Annotated in this window: 15 protein-coding genes and 1 pseudogene; 4 read left to right on the top strand and 12 right to left on the bottom strand. The window is 55.6% G+C overall.

All coding sequences use genetic code 11. The features are described 5' to 3' along the window. Positions 1-11: 11 nt before the first annotated feature. The 8 genes and pseudogenes from CHH75_RS18300 to nirB all read right to left on the bottom strand — a co-directional run bounded on the left by CHH75_RS18300 (position 12) and on the right by nirB (position 7,990). Positions 12-422: an ABC transporter permease gene (locus CHH75_RS18300; protein ID WP_095265059.1), complete on the bottom strand. Its 411-nt coding sequence runs from the start codon at positions 420-422 to the stop codon at positions 12-14. Beyond that, a pseudogene (locus CHH75_RS18295) lies at positions 373-642 on the bottom strand (helix-turn-helix transcriptional regulator); the annotation flags it as partial. The pseudogene CHH75_RS18295 and the gene CHH75_RS18300, both read right to left, overlap by 50 nt. A 125-nt stretch (positions 643-767) precedes the next feature. Next, the gene (locus tag CHH75_RS18290) at positions 768-2,078 is read right to left on the bottom strand and encodes a 6-phospho-beta-glucosidase (RefSeq protein ID WP_095265060.1); all 1,311 of its coding nucleotides are present in this window, start codon (positions 2,076-2,078) and stop codon (positions 768-770) included. 52 nt (positions 2,079-2,130) lie between these two features. Beyond that, positions 2,131-3,108 (bottom strand): N-acetylglucosamine kinase, encoded by a 978-nt coding sequence (locus CHH75_RS18285; RefSeq protein WP_095265061.1) that lies wholly within the window; start codon positions 3,106-3,108, stop codon positions 2,131-2,133. A gap of 111 nt (positions 3,109-3,219) precedes the next feature. Continuing rightward, entirely contained in the window at positions 3,220-4,143 is a 924-nt protein-coding gene (locus tag CHH75_RS18280; RefSeq protein ID WP_095265062.1) for an AraC family transcriptional regulator, read from the bottom strand. A gap of 231 nt (positions 4,144-4,374) precedes the next feature. Beyond that, positions 4,375-5,145: a uroporphyrinogen-III C-methyltransferase gene (gene cobA, locus CHH75_RS18275; RefSeq protein WP_095398862.1), complete on the bottom strand. Its 771-nt coding sequence runs from the start codon at positions 5,143-5,145 to the stop codon at positions 4,375-4,377. A gap of 80 nt (positions 5,146-5,225) precedes the next feature. Then, positions 5,226-5,537, bottom strand: coding sequence for a nitrite reductase small subunit NirD (gene nirD, locus CHH75_RS18270; RefSeq protein WP_095398861.1), 312 nt, complete (start codon positions 5,535-5,537; stop codon positions 5,226-5,228). Beyond that, positions 5,534-7,990 carry a nitrite reductase large subunit NirB gene (gene nirB, locus CHH75_RS18265; RefSeq protein WP_095265065.1) on the bottom strand — a complete coding sequence of 819 codons (2,457 nt, stop codon included), beginning with the start codon at positions 7,988-7,990 and terminating at the stop codon, positions 5,534-5,536. Before nirB ends, nirD begins: the two co-directional genes overlap by 4 nt. A gap of 540 nt (positions 7,991-8,530) precedes the next feature. On the opposite strand from nirB, the gene CHH75_RS18260 reads away from it, so the two are divergent. Next, positions 8,531-9,133, top strand: a complete 603-nt coding sequence (locus CHH75_RS18260; RefSeq protein WP_095398860.1) for an ANTAR domain-containing response regulator — start codon at positions 8,531-8,533, stop codon at positions 9,131-9,133. 118 nt (positions 9,134-9,251) lie between these two features. Continuing rightward, positions 9,252-10,340 carry an anthranilate phosphoribosyltransferase gene (locus CHH75_RS18255; RefSeq protein ID WP_095398894.1) on the top strand — a complete coding sequence of 363 codons (1,089 nt, stop codon included), beginning with the start codon at positions 9,252-9,254 and terminating at the stop codon, positions 10,338-10,340. A gap of 173 nt (positions 10,341-10,513) precedes the next feature. Here CHH75_RS18255 and CHH75_RS18250 read toward each other — a convergent pair whose 3' ends face one another. Both CHH75_RS18250 and CHH75_RS18245 read right to left on the bottom strand, forming a co-directional pair. After that, complete coding sequence (locus CHH75_RS18250; RefSeq protein WP_095265067.1) at positions 10,514-11,587, bottom strand: branched-chain amino acid aminotransferase; 1,074 nt, start codon at positions 11,585-11,587, stop codon at positions 10,514-10,516. A 515-nt stretch (positions 11,588-12,102) separates the two neighbouring features. Then, complete coding sequence (locus CHH75_RS18245) at positions 12,103-12,645, bottom strand: GNAT family N-acetyltransferase (RefSeq protein WP_095398859.1); 543 nt, start codon at positions 12,643-12,645, stop codon at positions 12,103-12,105. A 453-nt stretch (positions 12,646-13,098) separates the two neighbouring features. On the opposite strand from CHH75_RS18245, the gene CHH75_RS18240 reads away from it, so the two are divergent. Next, positions 13,099-13,539, top strand: coding sequence for a PH domain-containing protein (locus CHH75_RS18240; protein ID WP_095398858.1), 441 nt, complete (start codon positions 13,099-13,101; stop codon positions 13,537-13,539). 23 nt (positions 13,540-13,562) lie between these two features. Here CHH75_RS18240 and CHH75_RS18235 read toward each other — a convergent pair whose 3' ends face one another. Both CHH75_RS18235 and CHH75_RS18230 read right to left on the bottom strand, forming a co-directional pair. Next, positions 13,563-14,162, bottom strand: coding sequence for a TetR/AcrR family transcriptional regulator (locus tag CHH75_RS18235; RefSeq protein ID WP_095398857.1), 600 nt, complete (start codon positions 14,160-14,162; stop codon positions 13,563-13,565). Positions 14,163-14,251: 89 nt separating this feature from the next. Then, complete coding sequence (locus CHH75_RS18230) at positions 14,252-15,463, bottom strand: MFS transporter (protein ID WP_095265071.1); 1,212 nt, start codon at positions 15,461-15,463, stop codon at positions 14,252-14,254. A gap of 243 nt (positions 15,464-15,706) precedes the next feature. Here CHH75_RS18230 and CHH75_RS18225 point away from each other — a divergent pair, with 243 nt between their 5' ends. Continuing rightward, the gene (locus CHH75_RS18225) at positions 15,707-16,912 is read left to right on the top strand and encodes an acyltransferase (RefSeq protein ID WP_095398856.1); all 1,206 of its coding nucleotides are present in this window, start codon (positions 15,707-15,709) and stop codon (positions 16,910-16,912) included. The last annotated feature ends 113 nt before the right edge of the window (positions 16,913-17,025 follow it).

The raw sequence follows: 17,025 nt of genomic DNA, 5'->3' as shown, positions 1-17,025 counted from the left end.
GCTTTTGGCCGCTACTGCTTCCGTAAGTAGACGTAGATCGTTAGCGGAGCAAAAATACCGAGCAGCAGCAGGCCGACCCCGAGGCCTGCCGCCTTATCGGCAGCACTCGCCGTGCCGTGAAGCAGTCCCCGCGTCAAGCTCACGGCCACGCTGATCGGATTCCAGTCAATCGCCATCATAAGACCGCTCGGCATCGTCGAGGTGTCAACAAGCACATTGCTGGCGAACAGGAGCGGATAGACCACCATCATGCTTGTGCCCGATACCGTCTCCGGCCGTCTGACCGTATTGCCGACAAACGCGAATACCCAGCTCGTGCAATAAGCGAAAAGGAGGACGTAGATCAGTGCAGCTACCGCACCCGGGATGCCGACTTCCGGACGAAATCCGAGTGCGAGTATAGATGACCGACAAATCGTCAACCGAGAAGTGCTGCCTCGTCAGATAAAATCCATCCATCAGCTCAAATCCTCCGTCTGCGCCGGTGAATGATGCAACCGGAATACCGGCCTGATTAATCAACTCCACGTCACGGTAGACCGTGCGTACCGATACTTCAAATTTGGCAGCCAATGTCGCTGCGGTCACCCGCTTCTTGGCCAGCAGTTCCAGCGTAATTCCAAGCAAACGATCCAGTCTCACGGGCATCCCTCCTTCGGTTGGTGAAGTGTGGGTCATCTGCTATCGATCCTAAACGAATAATCCTGACAACAAGGCTGTCAGGATTATAATCGGTCATAATTCATTTTTTCTTCGCTGTTCGTAAACTACGCTTGATAAAAGGCCGGCAAATATTTCTTGTTCGCCTCCAGCATCTCATCCAGCAGCTTCTTGGCCACGGTGACCGACGGCACTAACGGATGGTGCACCAGCGCCTGCAGCGCTATGCCCCGGTCTCCTGTAATCGCCGCCTCGATGGTCAGCTGCTCGTAAACCTTAACCGCATGCATCAATCCTTTGACATGCTCCGGAACATGCTGTGGCGCAAGCGGAATTGGCCCTTGTCCGGTCACCACACAGTTGATCTCGATGCTGGCATCCGCAGGCAGAAAGTCATACATCGAGCCGTTGGATACGTTCAGCGTCTGAATGTCATGCCGGTCGTTATAGATGGAGTTCATCAGATTGACAGCCGCTTCGGAATAGTAGGCACCGCCCCGCTGCTCAAGCTGCTTTGGCTTCTCCGCCAAATTCTCGTCCTTATACAGCTCGAACAATTCCTGCTCAACCCGGCTGACGACATCCGCCCGGGTGCCATCCTTCGCAAGCGATGCCTTCATATCAGCCAGCATCTTGTCAGTCATATAGAAGTACTTCAAATAGTAGGTCGGGATCGCACCAAGCGATTGCAGAAACTCAGCATCCCAGCCGAGGGTCGGCACATTACGGGCCGTATAGGTCTTGCCCCCGTCCAGGAGCTCCGGCAGCTTCTCCTCCCCATTTACGATAGCCGAGGTAACCCAGTGCAGATGGTTGATGCCGACAAATTCAGCGAGCACGTCCTTCTCCGGCACGCCGTATTCCGCCGCCAAGAACTTCTGGAAATTGATCGGGGAGTTGCACAGCCCGACCGACTTCACCCGGCTGTGCTTGGCAACCGCCTCCGTCACAATACCCGCCGGATTCGTAAAATTGAGCATCCATGCGTTCGGCGCCAGCTCCTCGATATCCCGGCAAATGTCGAGGATGACCGGCACGGTGCGCAGCGCCTTCATCATGCCGCCAGGTCCGGTCGTTTCCTGCCCGATCACATCATGCATGATCGGAATATGCTCATCCAGCTTCCGGGCGGCCAGCAGACCGACCCGCATCTGTGTCGTAACGAAATCCGCCCCTTCAATCGCCCGTCTCCGGTCCAGCGTCAGATGGACCTCGATCGGCAGCCCGGACTCCTTCACCATCCGCTTCGCCAGATTGCCGACGATATCCAGCTTATGCTTGCCCTCTTCAATGTCCACGAACCACAGCTCGCGAACCGGCATTTGATCATAATGACGGATAAAGCCCTCCACAATTTCCGGCGTGTAGGAGGAGCCTCCTCCGATCACCGCTATTTTCAAGCCCGACGAATGCTTCACGTCAAATCGCCTCCCATGATTGTTCCGTTCCCTAATATGGCCTCAGATTCCCTCATACGCTCTCTTCATCAAACACAAACGCTTTAAGCCTGACTTCCGTCTCCGGTTTAATCGTCCGCCCGTCCGCTTCCATCGCACACATCAACGCCCCTACAACCGGGTCAGATGTCAATCGGACACAGCGGGCGCCCGGGGCCCGTTCTGCCACCACCCGCTCGATGGCGCTGGTCAGTATCGAGCTGTTCGGACGATTCAGCACGCTGCCGATATACACGATGTCAAAGATCTCCTGCGTCATGTCCAGACGCCGAACAAGTGTACATACGGCGTTGGCCAGCTCTTCTCCTTCGCTGACCAGAATTCGCGTGGCCACCTCGTCGCCGGCCTCGGCCGCTTCGAATACGATTTTCACCAGACTCGGAGGAATCGAAATGTTGCCGTACAAGACATCCTCATACATCGGCTCCACCTCGTCATAGCCGAGATGCCGGAGCACCAGCGGCGTGAGCAGCGTCTTAGGCCCCCGCCCATCCCAGGCGCGAATGACCGAGCGAAATGCCAGCTGGGCAAAACCGGCCCCTCCGGCATAGCCGTCTCCGTAGACAAAGCCGAATCCTCCGTATTGAAACTCCTCGCCCGCCCGGTTTCGGGCCGCACTGTTAAATCCCGTACCGCAGATGATTGCCGCGCCGTATGGCCGGCTGGTGCCTGCCCGCATGCCGATGATCGTGTCGCAGGCGATCGCATGCCGCGCATAGCCAAGACGCGCTATCATCGGACGCAGAATGGCAAAGTCCGCTTCACGATCCGCGCCGGCGAGCCCAAAATACGCATAGCTGATCTCTTCCTGAGCCGCCCCGGCCGACCGCAGCGCTGCCTCACAGGCCGATTGAATGTTGCGCTCCGCCTCGCGAGTCGTCTGATGATTGCCGTTACCGGACATTCCCTTACCTACAATATTCCCATTCTCATCGCAGATGACCGCGTGCGTCTTGCTCCCCCCGGCATCCACTCCCAGATACAAACTCATCGTCTCACTCCTACCGCCGCCCTTGGGCTGCGTCATGTGGTGGTATACGTTTACCATACCGCTTGCAGGGCGGTTCCTTCTACCGCTATACCACCGGGGAGTGATACAATCTTACTGTTTATCAGGTGGAGACAATTGGGGACCGGGATAACCCCCTGCCCCCGTATAAGCGCGTTCACGAACCTCGCTCGGCGAAGCCCCGATATGCAGCTTGAACAGCCGGTTGAAATTGGACAGATTGCGAAAACCGCAGCTTTCAGCGATCTCGATAATTTTATGATCCGTTGTCTCCAGCAGATGAACGGCATGAGTCAGCCGAAGCTGGATCAAATAATGATGCGGCGACGTTCCGACTACCTGCTGGAACAGCGCGCTGAAGCGGGATGGGCTAAGATGCGTCAGATCGGCCAGCTCGCGCAGCGTCCACCCGTAGGCAAAATGTAGCTCCATCGTCCGCAGCACCTCCTTGAGCGCATGCATTCCGCGAACAGGAACCGGAACTCGCTGCTTCTCCTGAGCCGGTGCCGTGAGATGGCGATTCGCCAGGCTCAAGAAGCGGATCAGATCCGAACGAATCAGGCTCATAAAGGACGTCCCCTTGATGCGGTTCTCCTCCATCATCCGGCTGAACAGCAGCACCAGCTCGTCATATATCGGCGAGTCGGCATTCACGACATGCGGGAAACGCGTTCCCAAAGCACGAAACGGCAGCAGCAGATCCGGATCATATTTCAAATCGATAGCAAGCAGCGAAGGCTCGAACATCATCACGTCCATCACCAGGTTGTCCGTTTCGTAGGCCCGGTGAAGATCATTGCTGTTGATCAGAATAAGGTCGCCCTGTTTGAACGACAGCCTCATCCCATTGATCACAATATAGCCCGTGCCGCTGCGGATATAATTGAGCTCCAGCGCATGATGCCAGTGAAGGCGCTGAGCCCCGATGAAGATCCCTCTCGTGGTGGAGGCTGTGAACGGAAATGCAGCATGGGTAAATGCAATCTGGTCAGGCAAAATGCTTTGCGGGCGGTCCATTGCCGGCACCTCCTGGATTATGAATATTCACGAAACCATTCAATTACCCCCATCCTACCACGCGACTTCAAGAACCGCCACGGATAATAAATGCAATTTACCAGGCGCGATAGCACCTCTGCCGGGAAGCAGGCCTGCAACAAAAAGCAGGCCATGCCCCGCCGCATGACCTGCCTCTGAACAGCCTTGAGAATTTGACTTAACCTAAGATTCGGCGAGCGTCCCCCGCCATTAACCAATTCGCATGGACGCAGCGCTCTGCAGCGCTGCGACCTGCTCCGGAATATGGGCTACCTCACCGACTACGATCAGCGCCGGATTGCCCAGCTTCACCTGCGCAGCCACTTCCTGCATATCCTCCACGGTACACAGGAAGCTCCGCTGCAGGTGGGTCGTTCCCTGCTCAATGAAGGCAACCGGGGTCGCACCAGGCTTGCCATGAAGCAGCAGCTGCTCCCGGATGAACGGTATCTGCTTGACGCCCATATAGATCACAAGCGTATCCACACTGTGCGCCAGCAGATCCCACCGGACCGGCGTACCATCACCGTGACAGCGGCTGCCTGTCACACAGGCGAAGGATGCCGCCACACCGCGGTGGGTTAGCGGAATGCCCGCCGAAGCCGCCGAGCCGATGGCGGATGTAATTCCGGGGATGACCTCATGCGGAATGCCGTAGGCGGCAAGCGCCAGCACCTCTTCCCCGCCACGGCCGAACACGAAGGGATCGCCGCCCTTGAGCCGGACCACCCGCTTGCCCTGCAGCCCATAGCGGATGAGCAGCTTGTTGATCCCCTCCTGGGGCACCGCATGCTCCCCCGGGGCTTTGCCGCAGTATATGCGGATCGCCTCTGGCGGCGCATAGGACAGCAGCTCTTCATTGACCAGCCGGTCGTACAAGATCACGTCGGCCTCCTGTATACGTTTCAGCGCCTTCACAGTGATGAATTCCGGATCCCCCGGTCCCGCTCCAACGATACTGACCCTGCCTGCTGTCCGCATATGGTGCACCTCCTGTAATTGTCATTCATGAAGCTTCAGACCGTTCTGTTAAGCGCACGCGCGCGGCACCTGCATCCGGTCTAGAGGACGATATAGACCGAACCGCTTGTGCCGTCAATCTCCGTCCGGAAGGTCGTAATGCATCCGTCGTCCGGCTCGTACACGCGCCCGCTGGCCAGGTCGATCTTCCAATCGTGCAGCGGGCAGTGCACCGCCGTTCCGCATACCATGCCCTCAGACAGCTTGCCGCCTTTATGCGGGCACCGGTTCTCCACCGCTTTTACGCTGCCGTCACTGAGCTTGAATAACGCAATTTCTGTATCCTCGATACGAAGCGTGCGCGCGCCTTTGGGATCGATATCCTCCAGATTCGCAACAAATATTTTGCTCATGACCTTCTACCTCCCAAGGTTTCACCGGCACCCGCTCCGGCTTCAGCCAGCGGCATGAAGTTCTTGCGCAGTTCCGGATTCTCGATGATTTCTTTCCACGGATCGGTTGTCCGGCTCAGCGTCTCCTCGATCCGGGATACGAGCGCTTGACGGTCTTCCTGCTTCTCGAGAGCCGCCTTGATGGCATCAAGCCCCACCCGTTCAAGCCAGACCGAAGTCCGCTCATTCCAGTTGGCCGTCTCGCGGTAGTACTGCAGGTAGGCTCCGGTCCATTCCATCACTTCTTCCTCGGTCTTCACCGTGCAGAGCAAGTCCGCTGCCCGGACCTTGACCCCGCCATTGCCGCCGACGTAGATTTCCCAGCCGCCGTCAATCGCAACCACACCGAGATCTTTAATCGTGGCTTCCGCACAGTTGCGCGGACAGCCCGATACCGCCAGCTTCACCTTCGCAGGGGTGTTGAGACGCTCGAATGCTTTCTCCAGCTCAATGCCCATCCCGATGGAGTCCTGCGTGCCGAATCGGCAGAAGGTCGAGCCCACGCAGGTCTTCACGGTCCGAAGGGTCTTGCCATAGGCGTGGCCTGACGGCATGTCGAGCTCCTCCCAAATCTTCGGCAGGTCCTCCTTCTTCACCCCGAGCAGGTCCAGCCGCTGTCCGCCTGTGAACTTCACCATCGGCACATTGTATTTCTCCGCTACCGCCGCGATCTTCTTCAGATCAGCCGGTGAGGTTACGCCCCCGTACACCCGCGGCACAACCGAATACGTCCCATCCTTCTGAATATTGGCGTGGTACCGTTCGTTCGTGAACCGCGACTCCTTCTCGTCGGCGTACTCTGCTGGCCACAGCATGCCCAAATAGTAGTTGAGCGCAGGGCGGCATTTCGAGCAGCCTTCGGGCTCGCTCCAGCCCAGAACGTTCATCGTCTCCTTGACACTGAGCAGGCGAAGCTCCTTTATGCTGGATACAATCTCATCCCGGCTCAGTGACGTGCAGCCGCAGATGCCCTCCTTGACCGGCTCACCGGCCATATCCCCGCCGTAGAGCTGAAGCAGCCCTTCCACCTCCGGTCTGCAGCCGCCGCAGGAGGCCGACGCCTTCGTGCAGCCCTTGATCTTTCCTACCGTGTGATTGCCGTCGGCAATCGCCTCGACGATGCGCCCTTTCGTCACACCGTTGCAGCCGCATATAATCTCATCCTCCGAGCAGGACTCAAGCCGGGCGAGCGGCGACAGCGAGGACTGCCCGGTCTGGTAGCCGAGCAGCAGCTCCTTCTCCCGTCCCGCAACAGATTCGCCGCTCTTGATCAGGGAGAATAAGGATGCACCGTCTGACGTATCCCCGAACAAGACGGCGCCGATCAGCCTGTCGTCCTTGAGCACGATCTTTTTATATACACCGTCAATGTCATCCTGATACCGCAGCGAGCGGGTGCCCTCCGCATCATTGAACATCCCGGCAGAGAACACATCCACACCCGATACCTTGAGCTTGGTCGAAGTGACCGAGCCCGCGTACCCGTCTGTGTCCACGCCGGCCAGGCGTTTGGCCAGCACAGCCCCTTGCTCATACAGCGGCGCGACTAGCCCGTAGGCAATCCCCCGATGCTCTGCACACTCCCCGACCGCATACACGCCCGGAGCGCTTGTCTGCAGGTAATCATCCACGATAATGCCACGGTTGACCTGAAGCCCGGCCGATTTAGCCAATTCCACATTCGGCAGAATGCCAACGGCCATCACCACCAGATCGGCCTCCAGCCTGCTCCCGTCCGCGAACTCCAGCCCCTCCGCCCGGCGCCTGCCGATAATCGCAGCCGTCTGCTTCTCCATCAGGAAGTTCATGCCTTGTTCTTCCAGCTCGCGGCGCAGCATTTCGGAAGCCGGGGCATCCAGCTGGCGATCCATCAAGTGCTTGCCAAGATGGACCACCGTGACGTCCATGCCCAAGTTCAGCAGGCCCCGCGCCGCCTCCAGTCCGAGCAATCCGCCGCCGATGACCGCCGCCTTCTTGTATGACTTTGCCGCCTCGATCATTTTGTTGCAGTCATGGATGTCCCGAAAACCAATCACGCCTTCCTTCCGGGCGCCCGGGATGGGAAGGATGAACGGATTCGAGCCCGTTGCGATAATGAGCGCATCATACGAGGCCTCGACACCGGATTCAGAGATGACCTTGCGGTTGTCCGTATCAATCCGGACAGCGGCATCTCCTTTATATAACTGAATGCCGTTCGATTCGTACCAATCCAGATCATTGATTATGATCTCCTTCATATCCGTGCCGCCCGCCAGAACCTTGGAGAGCATAATCCGGTTATAATTCGGATAAGGTTCCGCGCCAAATACCGTCATCTCATACGCTCCGGGCGACAGCTTCAGCACATGCTCAATCGTTCTTACGCCCGCCATCCCGTTGCCAACCAGCACTAACTTCTTAGGTTCGTTCATCGCAGGTTCTCTCCTTTTCGGCTATGTTCAGGGGTGAAAAACAACAGAAAAAGCCTGCATTCGCCAAGAAAAAAGACCCATCATCTCTCTTCTGATCTGGCGAAGGCAGGCTTCGTTGCCGCTTCTACCCGGACACACCGTTGTATCCGTGAACAATGTTTTTATGGTTTTATTGCTCTTAACTATATAAGACGCCGGTTTTCATGTCAATATACATTACATAATTTTCGAGATAAAAAAATTTTTTCTATCTTTGCGTAATCTTTTATTACCTATCACCCGGGATTGGAAATTCGCTACAGCCGCAGCGTTTTTCCTAATCGACCGAACTGAAAACTGCGATGGAACCATCGTTTTTCTTGATGCCGCAGGGAAATTACCCTCTTTATGAAAAAATGAAAATAAGTTATCATCTGGAGTACACTGGGATTGAAACTTAAACGTCCCGTGAAACAAGCCTTGATTTATATGTTATATTAATTGACATGTACGATTGCAACTGATGATAATCAGCTTCTCAATGAGGGGGGATTTCTTTCGATGCGCTGCTTACTCCTTATTCATGAACAGGGCTCCGCTGCCGCCGGGCAGGAACAGACCTCGATCGAATCCACTGCGGTGGCCGAGGAGAGCCTGAACGAGTGTGGATACCAAGTATATACCGCCTGTTCCGCAGCGGATGTCCCCCGCTGTATTCACGACATCGATGCCGCAGTCGTCCATCTGCCTATGGCTAGGCTTAACACCTGGCACAGGACATTGAATGAGTGGAAGTCCATGCCGCTGCTGTGGTGGTGCAGCCCGTACGCCGCAACGGCATCAGCAGCCGCATGCGAGGACGATGTTCCGATCGATGGCATTATGACGCCAACCATGAGCCCCGCCGAGCTTCACTGGGCGCTGCATATTGGAGCGAAGCAATTCTTCGACCGGCAGCAGTGGGATACGGAAAGACGGCAGCTGCGAGCCCAGCTTGAAGAGCGAAAATGGATTGACATGGCCAAAGGCATTCTATGCGACATTAACCGGATATCCGAGGCGGAGGCCTATGATCTGCTGCGGCGTAGAGCCATGAATGAGCGCAAGCGGATTGTCGATGTGGCGACTTCCATAGTTAAGGCTCATCAGCAGCTGAAGGCGTGACGTCCTATGTGACAAGACTCCCTGCCCAGCGAGGCCAACAGGCCAAGAGATCCACCGATCGGCCGCTTCCTTGTCCGAGGCGGGAGAGAACGTGATTGACGAAACGGAGGTCCTGATGATGACGATGATCGATATATTGAAAGAGGTCGGCAGAGGCAAGCGGGGCGCCCGTGATCTGAATTACAGCGAAGCTCTTGCCGCAGCCGAGTCGATAATAGATGGAACAGCAACTCCCGCCCAGATCGGAGCGTTCTTCGTTGCGGAACGCATGAAGATGGAGAGTGCCGAGGAATTGGAGGCGTTCGTGCACGTGCTGCGGGAGCGGACATACCGCTCATCGGCTCATGCGGGCCTGGACTGCGCGGGTCCGTATGACGGGCGAAAATCATCTTTTTACGCCACCTTCGCCACTGCGTTTCTGCTTGCCGCGGCCGGTGTACCTGTAACGCTGCACGGGATGGCCTCTCTGCCTCCTAAATGGGGCGTAACCCTGATGGATCTGCTACGACAGAAGGGCATCGACTCGGCAAGCGTCCTGCCCGACCATGCCCTGATGGCAGCCAAACAGAGCGGCGTGCTGCTGGTCGATGCCGAGCAGTGGTGTCCGCCGCTGCAAGCGCTCCGGCCTCTGCGGGAGGAGCTTGGCATGCGAACGATTCTGAATACCGCAGAGAAGCTGCTGGATTACAGTCACGCTGATTATATCGTGTACGGCGTATTTCACAGCACCGTGTTCGACCGGATGGGCCAGCTGATGGAGACGCTCAAATACCGTAAAGCGCTCATCGTGCAGGGTACAGAGGGATCAGAGGATCTGTTCATCCACCGGCCGACCCGCGTCCATCTGATCCAGGACGGGGAATCGCACATGCATATGATTGATCCGGAGACCTTCGGCCTGGAGGCCACTCCCCCCGACAAGGACTGGACCGCAGCCGAGCAGCTGAAGACCGCCGAGGAAGTGCTGCAAGGCGAGGCGCACATCGCCTTCACCAATCAGGTGCTGCTGAATGCGGCGGTTCGGCTCCACCTGTGCGGCAACGCCGATTCAATCGAGGAAGGGATCTATACATGCAAGTCCCTGCTCGAGCGCGGCGCCGCCTGGAACAGATATGAATGCTGGCACCAGGCCTTGCGCGCCAGCGCGAGCCCAAGCTCAAGTTCCGGCTCCAGTCAGTCGCCGGGCTCTATCCCCTCTGCACGCTGATCGTAAGAGCATAACAACAAGGACCTTGTCCGCTCACGGGAATCCATCTCCCATAAGCGGCAAGGTCCTTTGTCTTTTCCCCGCTTGGTTACAACGGCCCGGGGCACCGGATCACCTCGCTTGACCGCGAGCAGACGCAGTGCGATCCTCACAGCCGCCGCGCGCCGGATCGATTAACGGGATAGCTCCACCGTCCAGCCGAACGGATCTTCCATCGTTCCGCGCTGAATGCCCGTAATCGTATCATACACCCGCTTGGACAGCTCGCCGGTTGTTCCCCCGTGAATGACCATCTTATTCCCCTGCCATTCCAAAGCGCCAATCGGTGAGATTACAGCTGCCGTGCCGGTGCCAAACGCTTCAATCAGCTGGCCGCTGCGATGGGCTTCCGCAATTTCGTCGATGGACAGCGCCCGCTCCTCGACCGGAATGTTCCAGTGGCGCAGCAGCTCCAGCACCGAATTCCGCGTCACCCCGTTCAGGATACTTCCGTTAAGCGCCGGGGTCACAACGGTATCCCCCAGCTTGAAGAAGACGTTCATGCTCCCGACCTCTTCGATATATTTGCGATGAACCCCGTCCAGCCACAGCACCTGCGAATACCCTTTCTCATGGGCTTCCTCCTGTGCCTTCAAGCCGGCCGCGTAGTTTCCTGCCGTCTTGGCATGCCCCACGCCGCCGGTTACGGCCCGGACATAATTCGGCTCCACATAGATGCTGACCGGGTTAATGCCCTCTTGATAATAGGAGCCAACGACGGACAGAATGATCATGAACTTATACTGACGCGATGGGGCAACCCCCAGCAGCGGTTCGGTTGCAAACACGAACGGACGAATATACAGCGATGTTCCCGGCTCGGAAGGAATCCAGTCGCGGTCAATCAGCACGAGCTCCGAGATCGCCTGCATAACCAGCTCTTCATCCAGCGCCGGGATGCTTAGACGATGATTGGACAGGTTCAGACGCTCGATATTTTTGTTGGGACGAAACAGAAGCGTTCGCTGATCCTCCGTCAGATAGGCCTTCAGCCCTTCAAATACCGTCTGGCCATAATGGAAAACCTTGGCCGCCGGATCCAGCTCAATCGGCTGATACGGCACGATGCGCGGGTCATGCCAGCCCTTGCCCTCATCATAATCAAGCATGAACATATGATCGGTAAATACCGTCCCGAACTCCAGGCGCTCGCCCGAAGGCTTCGGCTTCTTGTTGGTTGTCGGCTCGATTGCAATTGTATGAACCATTGTTATCCATCTCCTCTTAGAACAGTGCTATCGGCTTATATGCCTTCATGTTCTAGTTATTTATTGAATCATGCCAAAGGATACTCGTTCCTAATAAGTATCTGGCCTATAACCCTCCAGCTGCACCAAAAAACTCCGCCCCACAAGGGACGGAGTTCAATCCGCGGTACCACCCAACTTCGCACCGTTCCCGGCGCGCGCCTCAACACCGCATGAAGCCTGCATCATTCGCAAGACTCCTAAGCGGATGCTTCCCAATACATAACGGCGGGATTCCGGATGCGCCTACACAGCCTATGTAACCTTCAGCGCACCTGCTCCGAGGCGACGGCCATCTCTATCGCCGCTGACTGCTTCGCACCTGCCAGCAGTTCTCTGAACCAGCTCCAACGATATCGGCTTCCTCATCAGTGCATTTCAAATTTTTATTAGTCTATCCCAACTATCGGCTTCCGTCAAGAGGCGCCAGACCGTCTTATACGCAGTCCCCGCCTGATTCCGTGTCACCGGGGCGTTTATCTGTTGCTGCTGAACCGGAAGACCGCCATGTCTCCTTTTTTCGGGTGAACGCCTTTGCCCTCGGTGTATTTCCCGCCGGTATACGTATCCAGCGTTCTCCGCCAGAAAATCTGGCTTGTCATATTCCGCTCGCTCGAATTCGTCTGAAGCTCCCAGCCGCCTTGAAGCTGGTTGAATAATTGCACCGCTGCCTTCTGAGCGACACCCTGCCGCCGATAAGCGCGCAGCACAAAGTAATCGTTCAGATGATACTTTGTGTTCGGGGAGGATGCCTCCGACTCATCAGTCACAAGCGCGAATCCTGCTGCGCTGCCGTCCACTGTGATCAGGTATGGAAAGAGATCGGATGGCTGCTCCCACCAGTTCTCATGCCGTTCGCTCAACTCACTCAGCGTTCTTACGCCGGCATCTTCATCAAAGATACCGTACGGATTAGGTCGGGTTCCCCATATCTCAGACATGTCATGCAAGTACAGCGGATACAAGTTATGAATGATAAATGACTGTTCCTTCGGGCATAAACGCACTTCAATATTCACGGATTATCCCCTCCCTAATTGGAATATGAATGCGCACACATTGATCCGGGCGCACAGCTAAGTATGTCTAGGATAACATAATTCCGGCCTCAAGAGGTTTACAGTGATGTAAATTTGTTGACGCTTGCTGTTAAATATTTACGACAATTTGGATATTCGGCAGATATGTCTGCACATCCGCCAGCGCTCTCTCCAGCCGATCGTCTCATAAATAAACGTGCCCGCAGATCGAACTTGAAATCCGCCGCTGATGTTCTTACTATACTTTACATATCCGGCCTTGACTATGACAGTTGCAACATTCCTCCAGCCGAACGTTCGGTATAATTGCCCGATATTCATTATATGCCATGACGGCTTATCCTAAGTAATGACGCTAAGGCGGCGGAGAATGCGATATAATAGACTTTCAAAGCTGTTTCCATATCACTTATTAAAGGGGCTGATCATGGGATGATTTATCGTTCGAAAGTAGACCGGTTTTATAAAAGATTTCTTATGATCATCATACTCATCCTGGCGCTCGCAACCTTCTGGCCGCTATTTCTTGAGGTGGGCAATATACTGGAGGTCATTGTCGTTCTGGGCTGTATATTCGGGGCGATAACAGCCTTTCTGTTGTGGTGCACCTTGTCCATTAAATATGTATTTCGTCAAGAGGATTTACTTGTGAGCGGAGGTCCGTTTCGAAGCCGAATTCCTTATCAGAGCATCACTAAGGCTGCGCCGACAACAGCCATCTATACCGGTTATCGGGTGATGTCCGCGCGCGAGGGGCTTGAGATCTTCTATACGACAGCGGCGTTTGGGAGTGTGAAGATTTCGCCGGAGGAACCGGAGAGGTTTATCGATGAATTGAAGAAAAGATGTCCGCATATGCAGGTCGAGGCGTAGGCCATCCCTACGCCCTGATCTGTTCAGGTCCCCGGGTCCAGCGTCCCTTGCAGAAAGACATGCATCGCTTGGCGATACAGCTCGAGTGTATCATTCACCTGGGTGCGCCGGGACATCTCGCCAAGACCCATCATCAGGGCACCAAGAATGACGGCGAGCATCCGCTCATCATGCTGCTGGATCTGCCCGTCTGCCATGGCCGCCTGCAAAATTTCCTGATAGAAGGTAATCTGCGCCGTATAGAACTCCGTCACCTTGTCTTGTACTTCACTGTTGTCCCACTCGCTACTGAGAAACTCGTCCATTGCTTTGGTCAGCGGATGGTTCAGGTCATTCTTCACAATATGTTCAGCCAGACCCTGGAGCTTCTCGGTAATGGTGAACCAGGTGGATTCCCTCTCTCTCCATTGCTCCAGCCAATCCCGGTCCCATTCATCCAGCAGATATTGAAATAGTCCTTCCTTGCTGCCGAAGTGATAGTAGATGTTGCCTTTGCTCTTGCCCGTGGCCGCTGCGATGTCCTCGATGGAGGTTCCCTTGTAGCCCTTCTGGGCAAATAAATGTTTGGCTGCTTCAGCTACCTGTTTCTTCGTTTGTTCCCCTTGCTCCTTTTTTCGATTCACGAATTTGCTCCCTTCATTATCTCTCCTTCGTGCTTTTCGCTGGATTAACCGCCCGGGGCGCATGCGCGCCCCGACATCAACAAGCCCGCTTATCTTGCCGTATCGGCTGGCCGCTCCACCGGTTTGTGAATCCAGCGCAGGCTGAACATCCAGCCCACCAGGGCGATGAGACTGCCGAGCAGGAACGGAGAGTTGATCTCGATATCGAACAGGGCTCCTGCCAGAATCGGGCCGCCGATATTCCCCAGACTGGTATAGGACGCATTCAGCCCGGCGACAAGCCCTTGCTCATTCCCCGCTATCCTGGAAAAATACGTGCTGATGGCCGGACGTACGAAGTCGACCGCCAGGAAAACGATCGTCACGGATACGAGCATCATCCAATATTGCGCGGAGAAAATCGTGGTTACCATGAATATGGCCATCAATAACAGGCAATATACCGTCAGCCTCTTCTCCCCGATCCAATGGATCAATCGCCCAAACAGGGTGAGCTGCATCACCGCGCCAACGATAGCGCCAACCGCGATCAGCCACGCAATTTGGCCAGGGGTATACCCGTATTTATGATCTACGAAAAGTCCCAGCACCGTCTCAAACTGTGATAGTCCGAGCGAAATGATCAGGATGATCAACAGCCCGGTAAAATAAGGCGTACGATAAGACCCCATCAGCTGCACGAGCTGGGACTCCTTCTGTTCCTCCCGGTTCTGTGCGGCAAGTCGCGTGCTCTTGTCCAGCGATTCCGGCAGAATCAGCATAGACACGAGACCGGACAAGGCTGCAGCTCCCGCCGCTGCAAAGAAAGGCACCCGCAGACCATACTCGGCAAGAAAGCCGCCGATGGCCGGCCCGATGATAAAACCGGTCGAGATCGCCGCATTGATCCAGCCCATGCCCATGCCGCGATCCTCCTCTGTCGTAATATCGACTACATAAGCCATGACAGCAGGCATGATAAAGGCGACGGATACGCCGCCGAGCATTCTTGCGATAAAGAGCAGCAGCGCATTCGTTGCCAGACCGAAGAGCAGTTCGGATAACGCAAATATGAACAGGCCGGCAACGATGATCCATTTACGCCCATAACGATCTGACCAGCTTCCCGCATACGGGGCCACCAGAAATTGAGTTAACGAAAATACAGCCACGAGAAAACCGACCATCGTTCCGGAAATACCCAGCACATTCATATAGGTTGGCATGATCGGAATGACCAGACCGACACCTACAAATCCTATAAATATATTAAACATGAGCAATAAAATCGCTCCGTTGTTTCTGGTTGCCAATGCTTTCATCTCTCGCTCCCCCAGGTTCATCTCTTGTGTATTCATTCATTTATACCGAACGTTCAGTATATATTATCGCCGGGCTTGCTCGATTGTCAATGTGATTTTTCGAGCGCCTTGCTTTGAAGAACAGGGGGATGAATATGGAACTGGATGAGGTGTGCCTTTTTCGCAGTTTTTTTGTTATAATGGCTCGAACGAACATGACATCATCTCACAGATTTGTAAATAGAGAGAACGGAGGGGGAGACGATGAGAAAAGAGCGCATTGAGGAAGTGACCTTGCTGCGGGCAATGGCTTTCATGGCGATCACAATGCAGCATTGCATTGCAGAATATATATATAGACCGGACATCGCGCAGCCGGATGCGGTCATGCTGGGCATGCTGTTTCACTTCACCCGGTTTGGCACGCCGACCTTCGTGTTTCTGTCCGGGCTGATCCTGTTCTATAACTACGCGGAGAAGCTGAATTATCTAACGTACGTGCGGAAGCGGGCAACCGATATTCTGGTACCGTTCCTGACGTGGACCGTCATTTATTGGGTGTCCGTCAGCATCATATCCGGCCATTCGTTCACCGCAGCCGGCACGTGGACCACGCTTGTCCGTCAGCTGGTAGAGCCAAGCTATGGCTATCATCTGTGGTTCATCCTGATGATCTTCCAGTTTTACCTGCTGCTGCCGCTGCTGCTGAGACTGGCCAAGCCTGTGCACAGCTTCATTCAGCGGGAGCCTGAGCAGGCATTCCGGCGCACTCTTATGCTGGTGGCAGGTGCGGCTATCGTATACGGGGCACTGACCTGGTTTTCCTATTACCGGGCCGGCGCCAGCGCTGCCGCCATCGGGGGTTTCTGGGAATGGCTGATGGTCCATCGGTCCAAATGGTTTGTGTTCTATTTCTTCTATTTTCTGCTCGGAGCGGTGTGCGCGTACGGACTGGACCGGTTTCGCCGGGTTGCCGTCAGCAGTCTGCTGGCAAGCGGACTGGCGTTCATTCTCCTGTACATCTGGGCGGGATATGAGCTGCTGGGGATATCGACAACGAGCATGATGCTGGGGGCCTCTACTTACCTGCGGCCGACCATCTTCCTGCTCATTGTCGCCCAGTTGATGGCTGTCTATGGCCTGGCCGTCATCATCGACCGGCATGGCGGGATGATGAAGCGGTTCATGCTGTTCGTCGGCCGCCATTCATTCGGCGGATTCCTCGCCCATGCGTTTGTGCTGATGCTGGTCTCCGGGGTCACCCGGCCGATGCAGCTGGAGGGCTCGCATCTGATCGCGACCCTCATCACCTTCCTGATCGTTGCCGCAGGCTCGATTGGCATCGCCAAATTGGCCAGCCTGCTGCCGTTCGGTTCACTGCTGATCGGCGCGCAGGGAAGGAAGAAGAAGAGCCCCGGCAGCAATGGCAAGCCGCCTTATCGCCAGGAGCAGACCGGAGCCCCATTATAGTAAGGATTCGCCCGAAACATTAAACAATGTCGCGGTCAGCATTGCGCTGACCGCGACATTGTTGTATATATCCCAAATCCGCTGTTGGCTAACCTGATCGGGATGGTGCACAG

The organism is Paenibacillus sp. 7541 (genome assembly GCF_002276395.1).
Lineage (GTDB): Bacteria > Bacillota > Bacilli > Paenibacillales > Paenibacillaceae > Paenibacillus_AQ > Paenibacillus_AQ campinasensis.
Note: the sequence above shows the minus strand (reverse complement) of the source record. Positions and strands in the feature narration are given on the sequence as shown.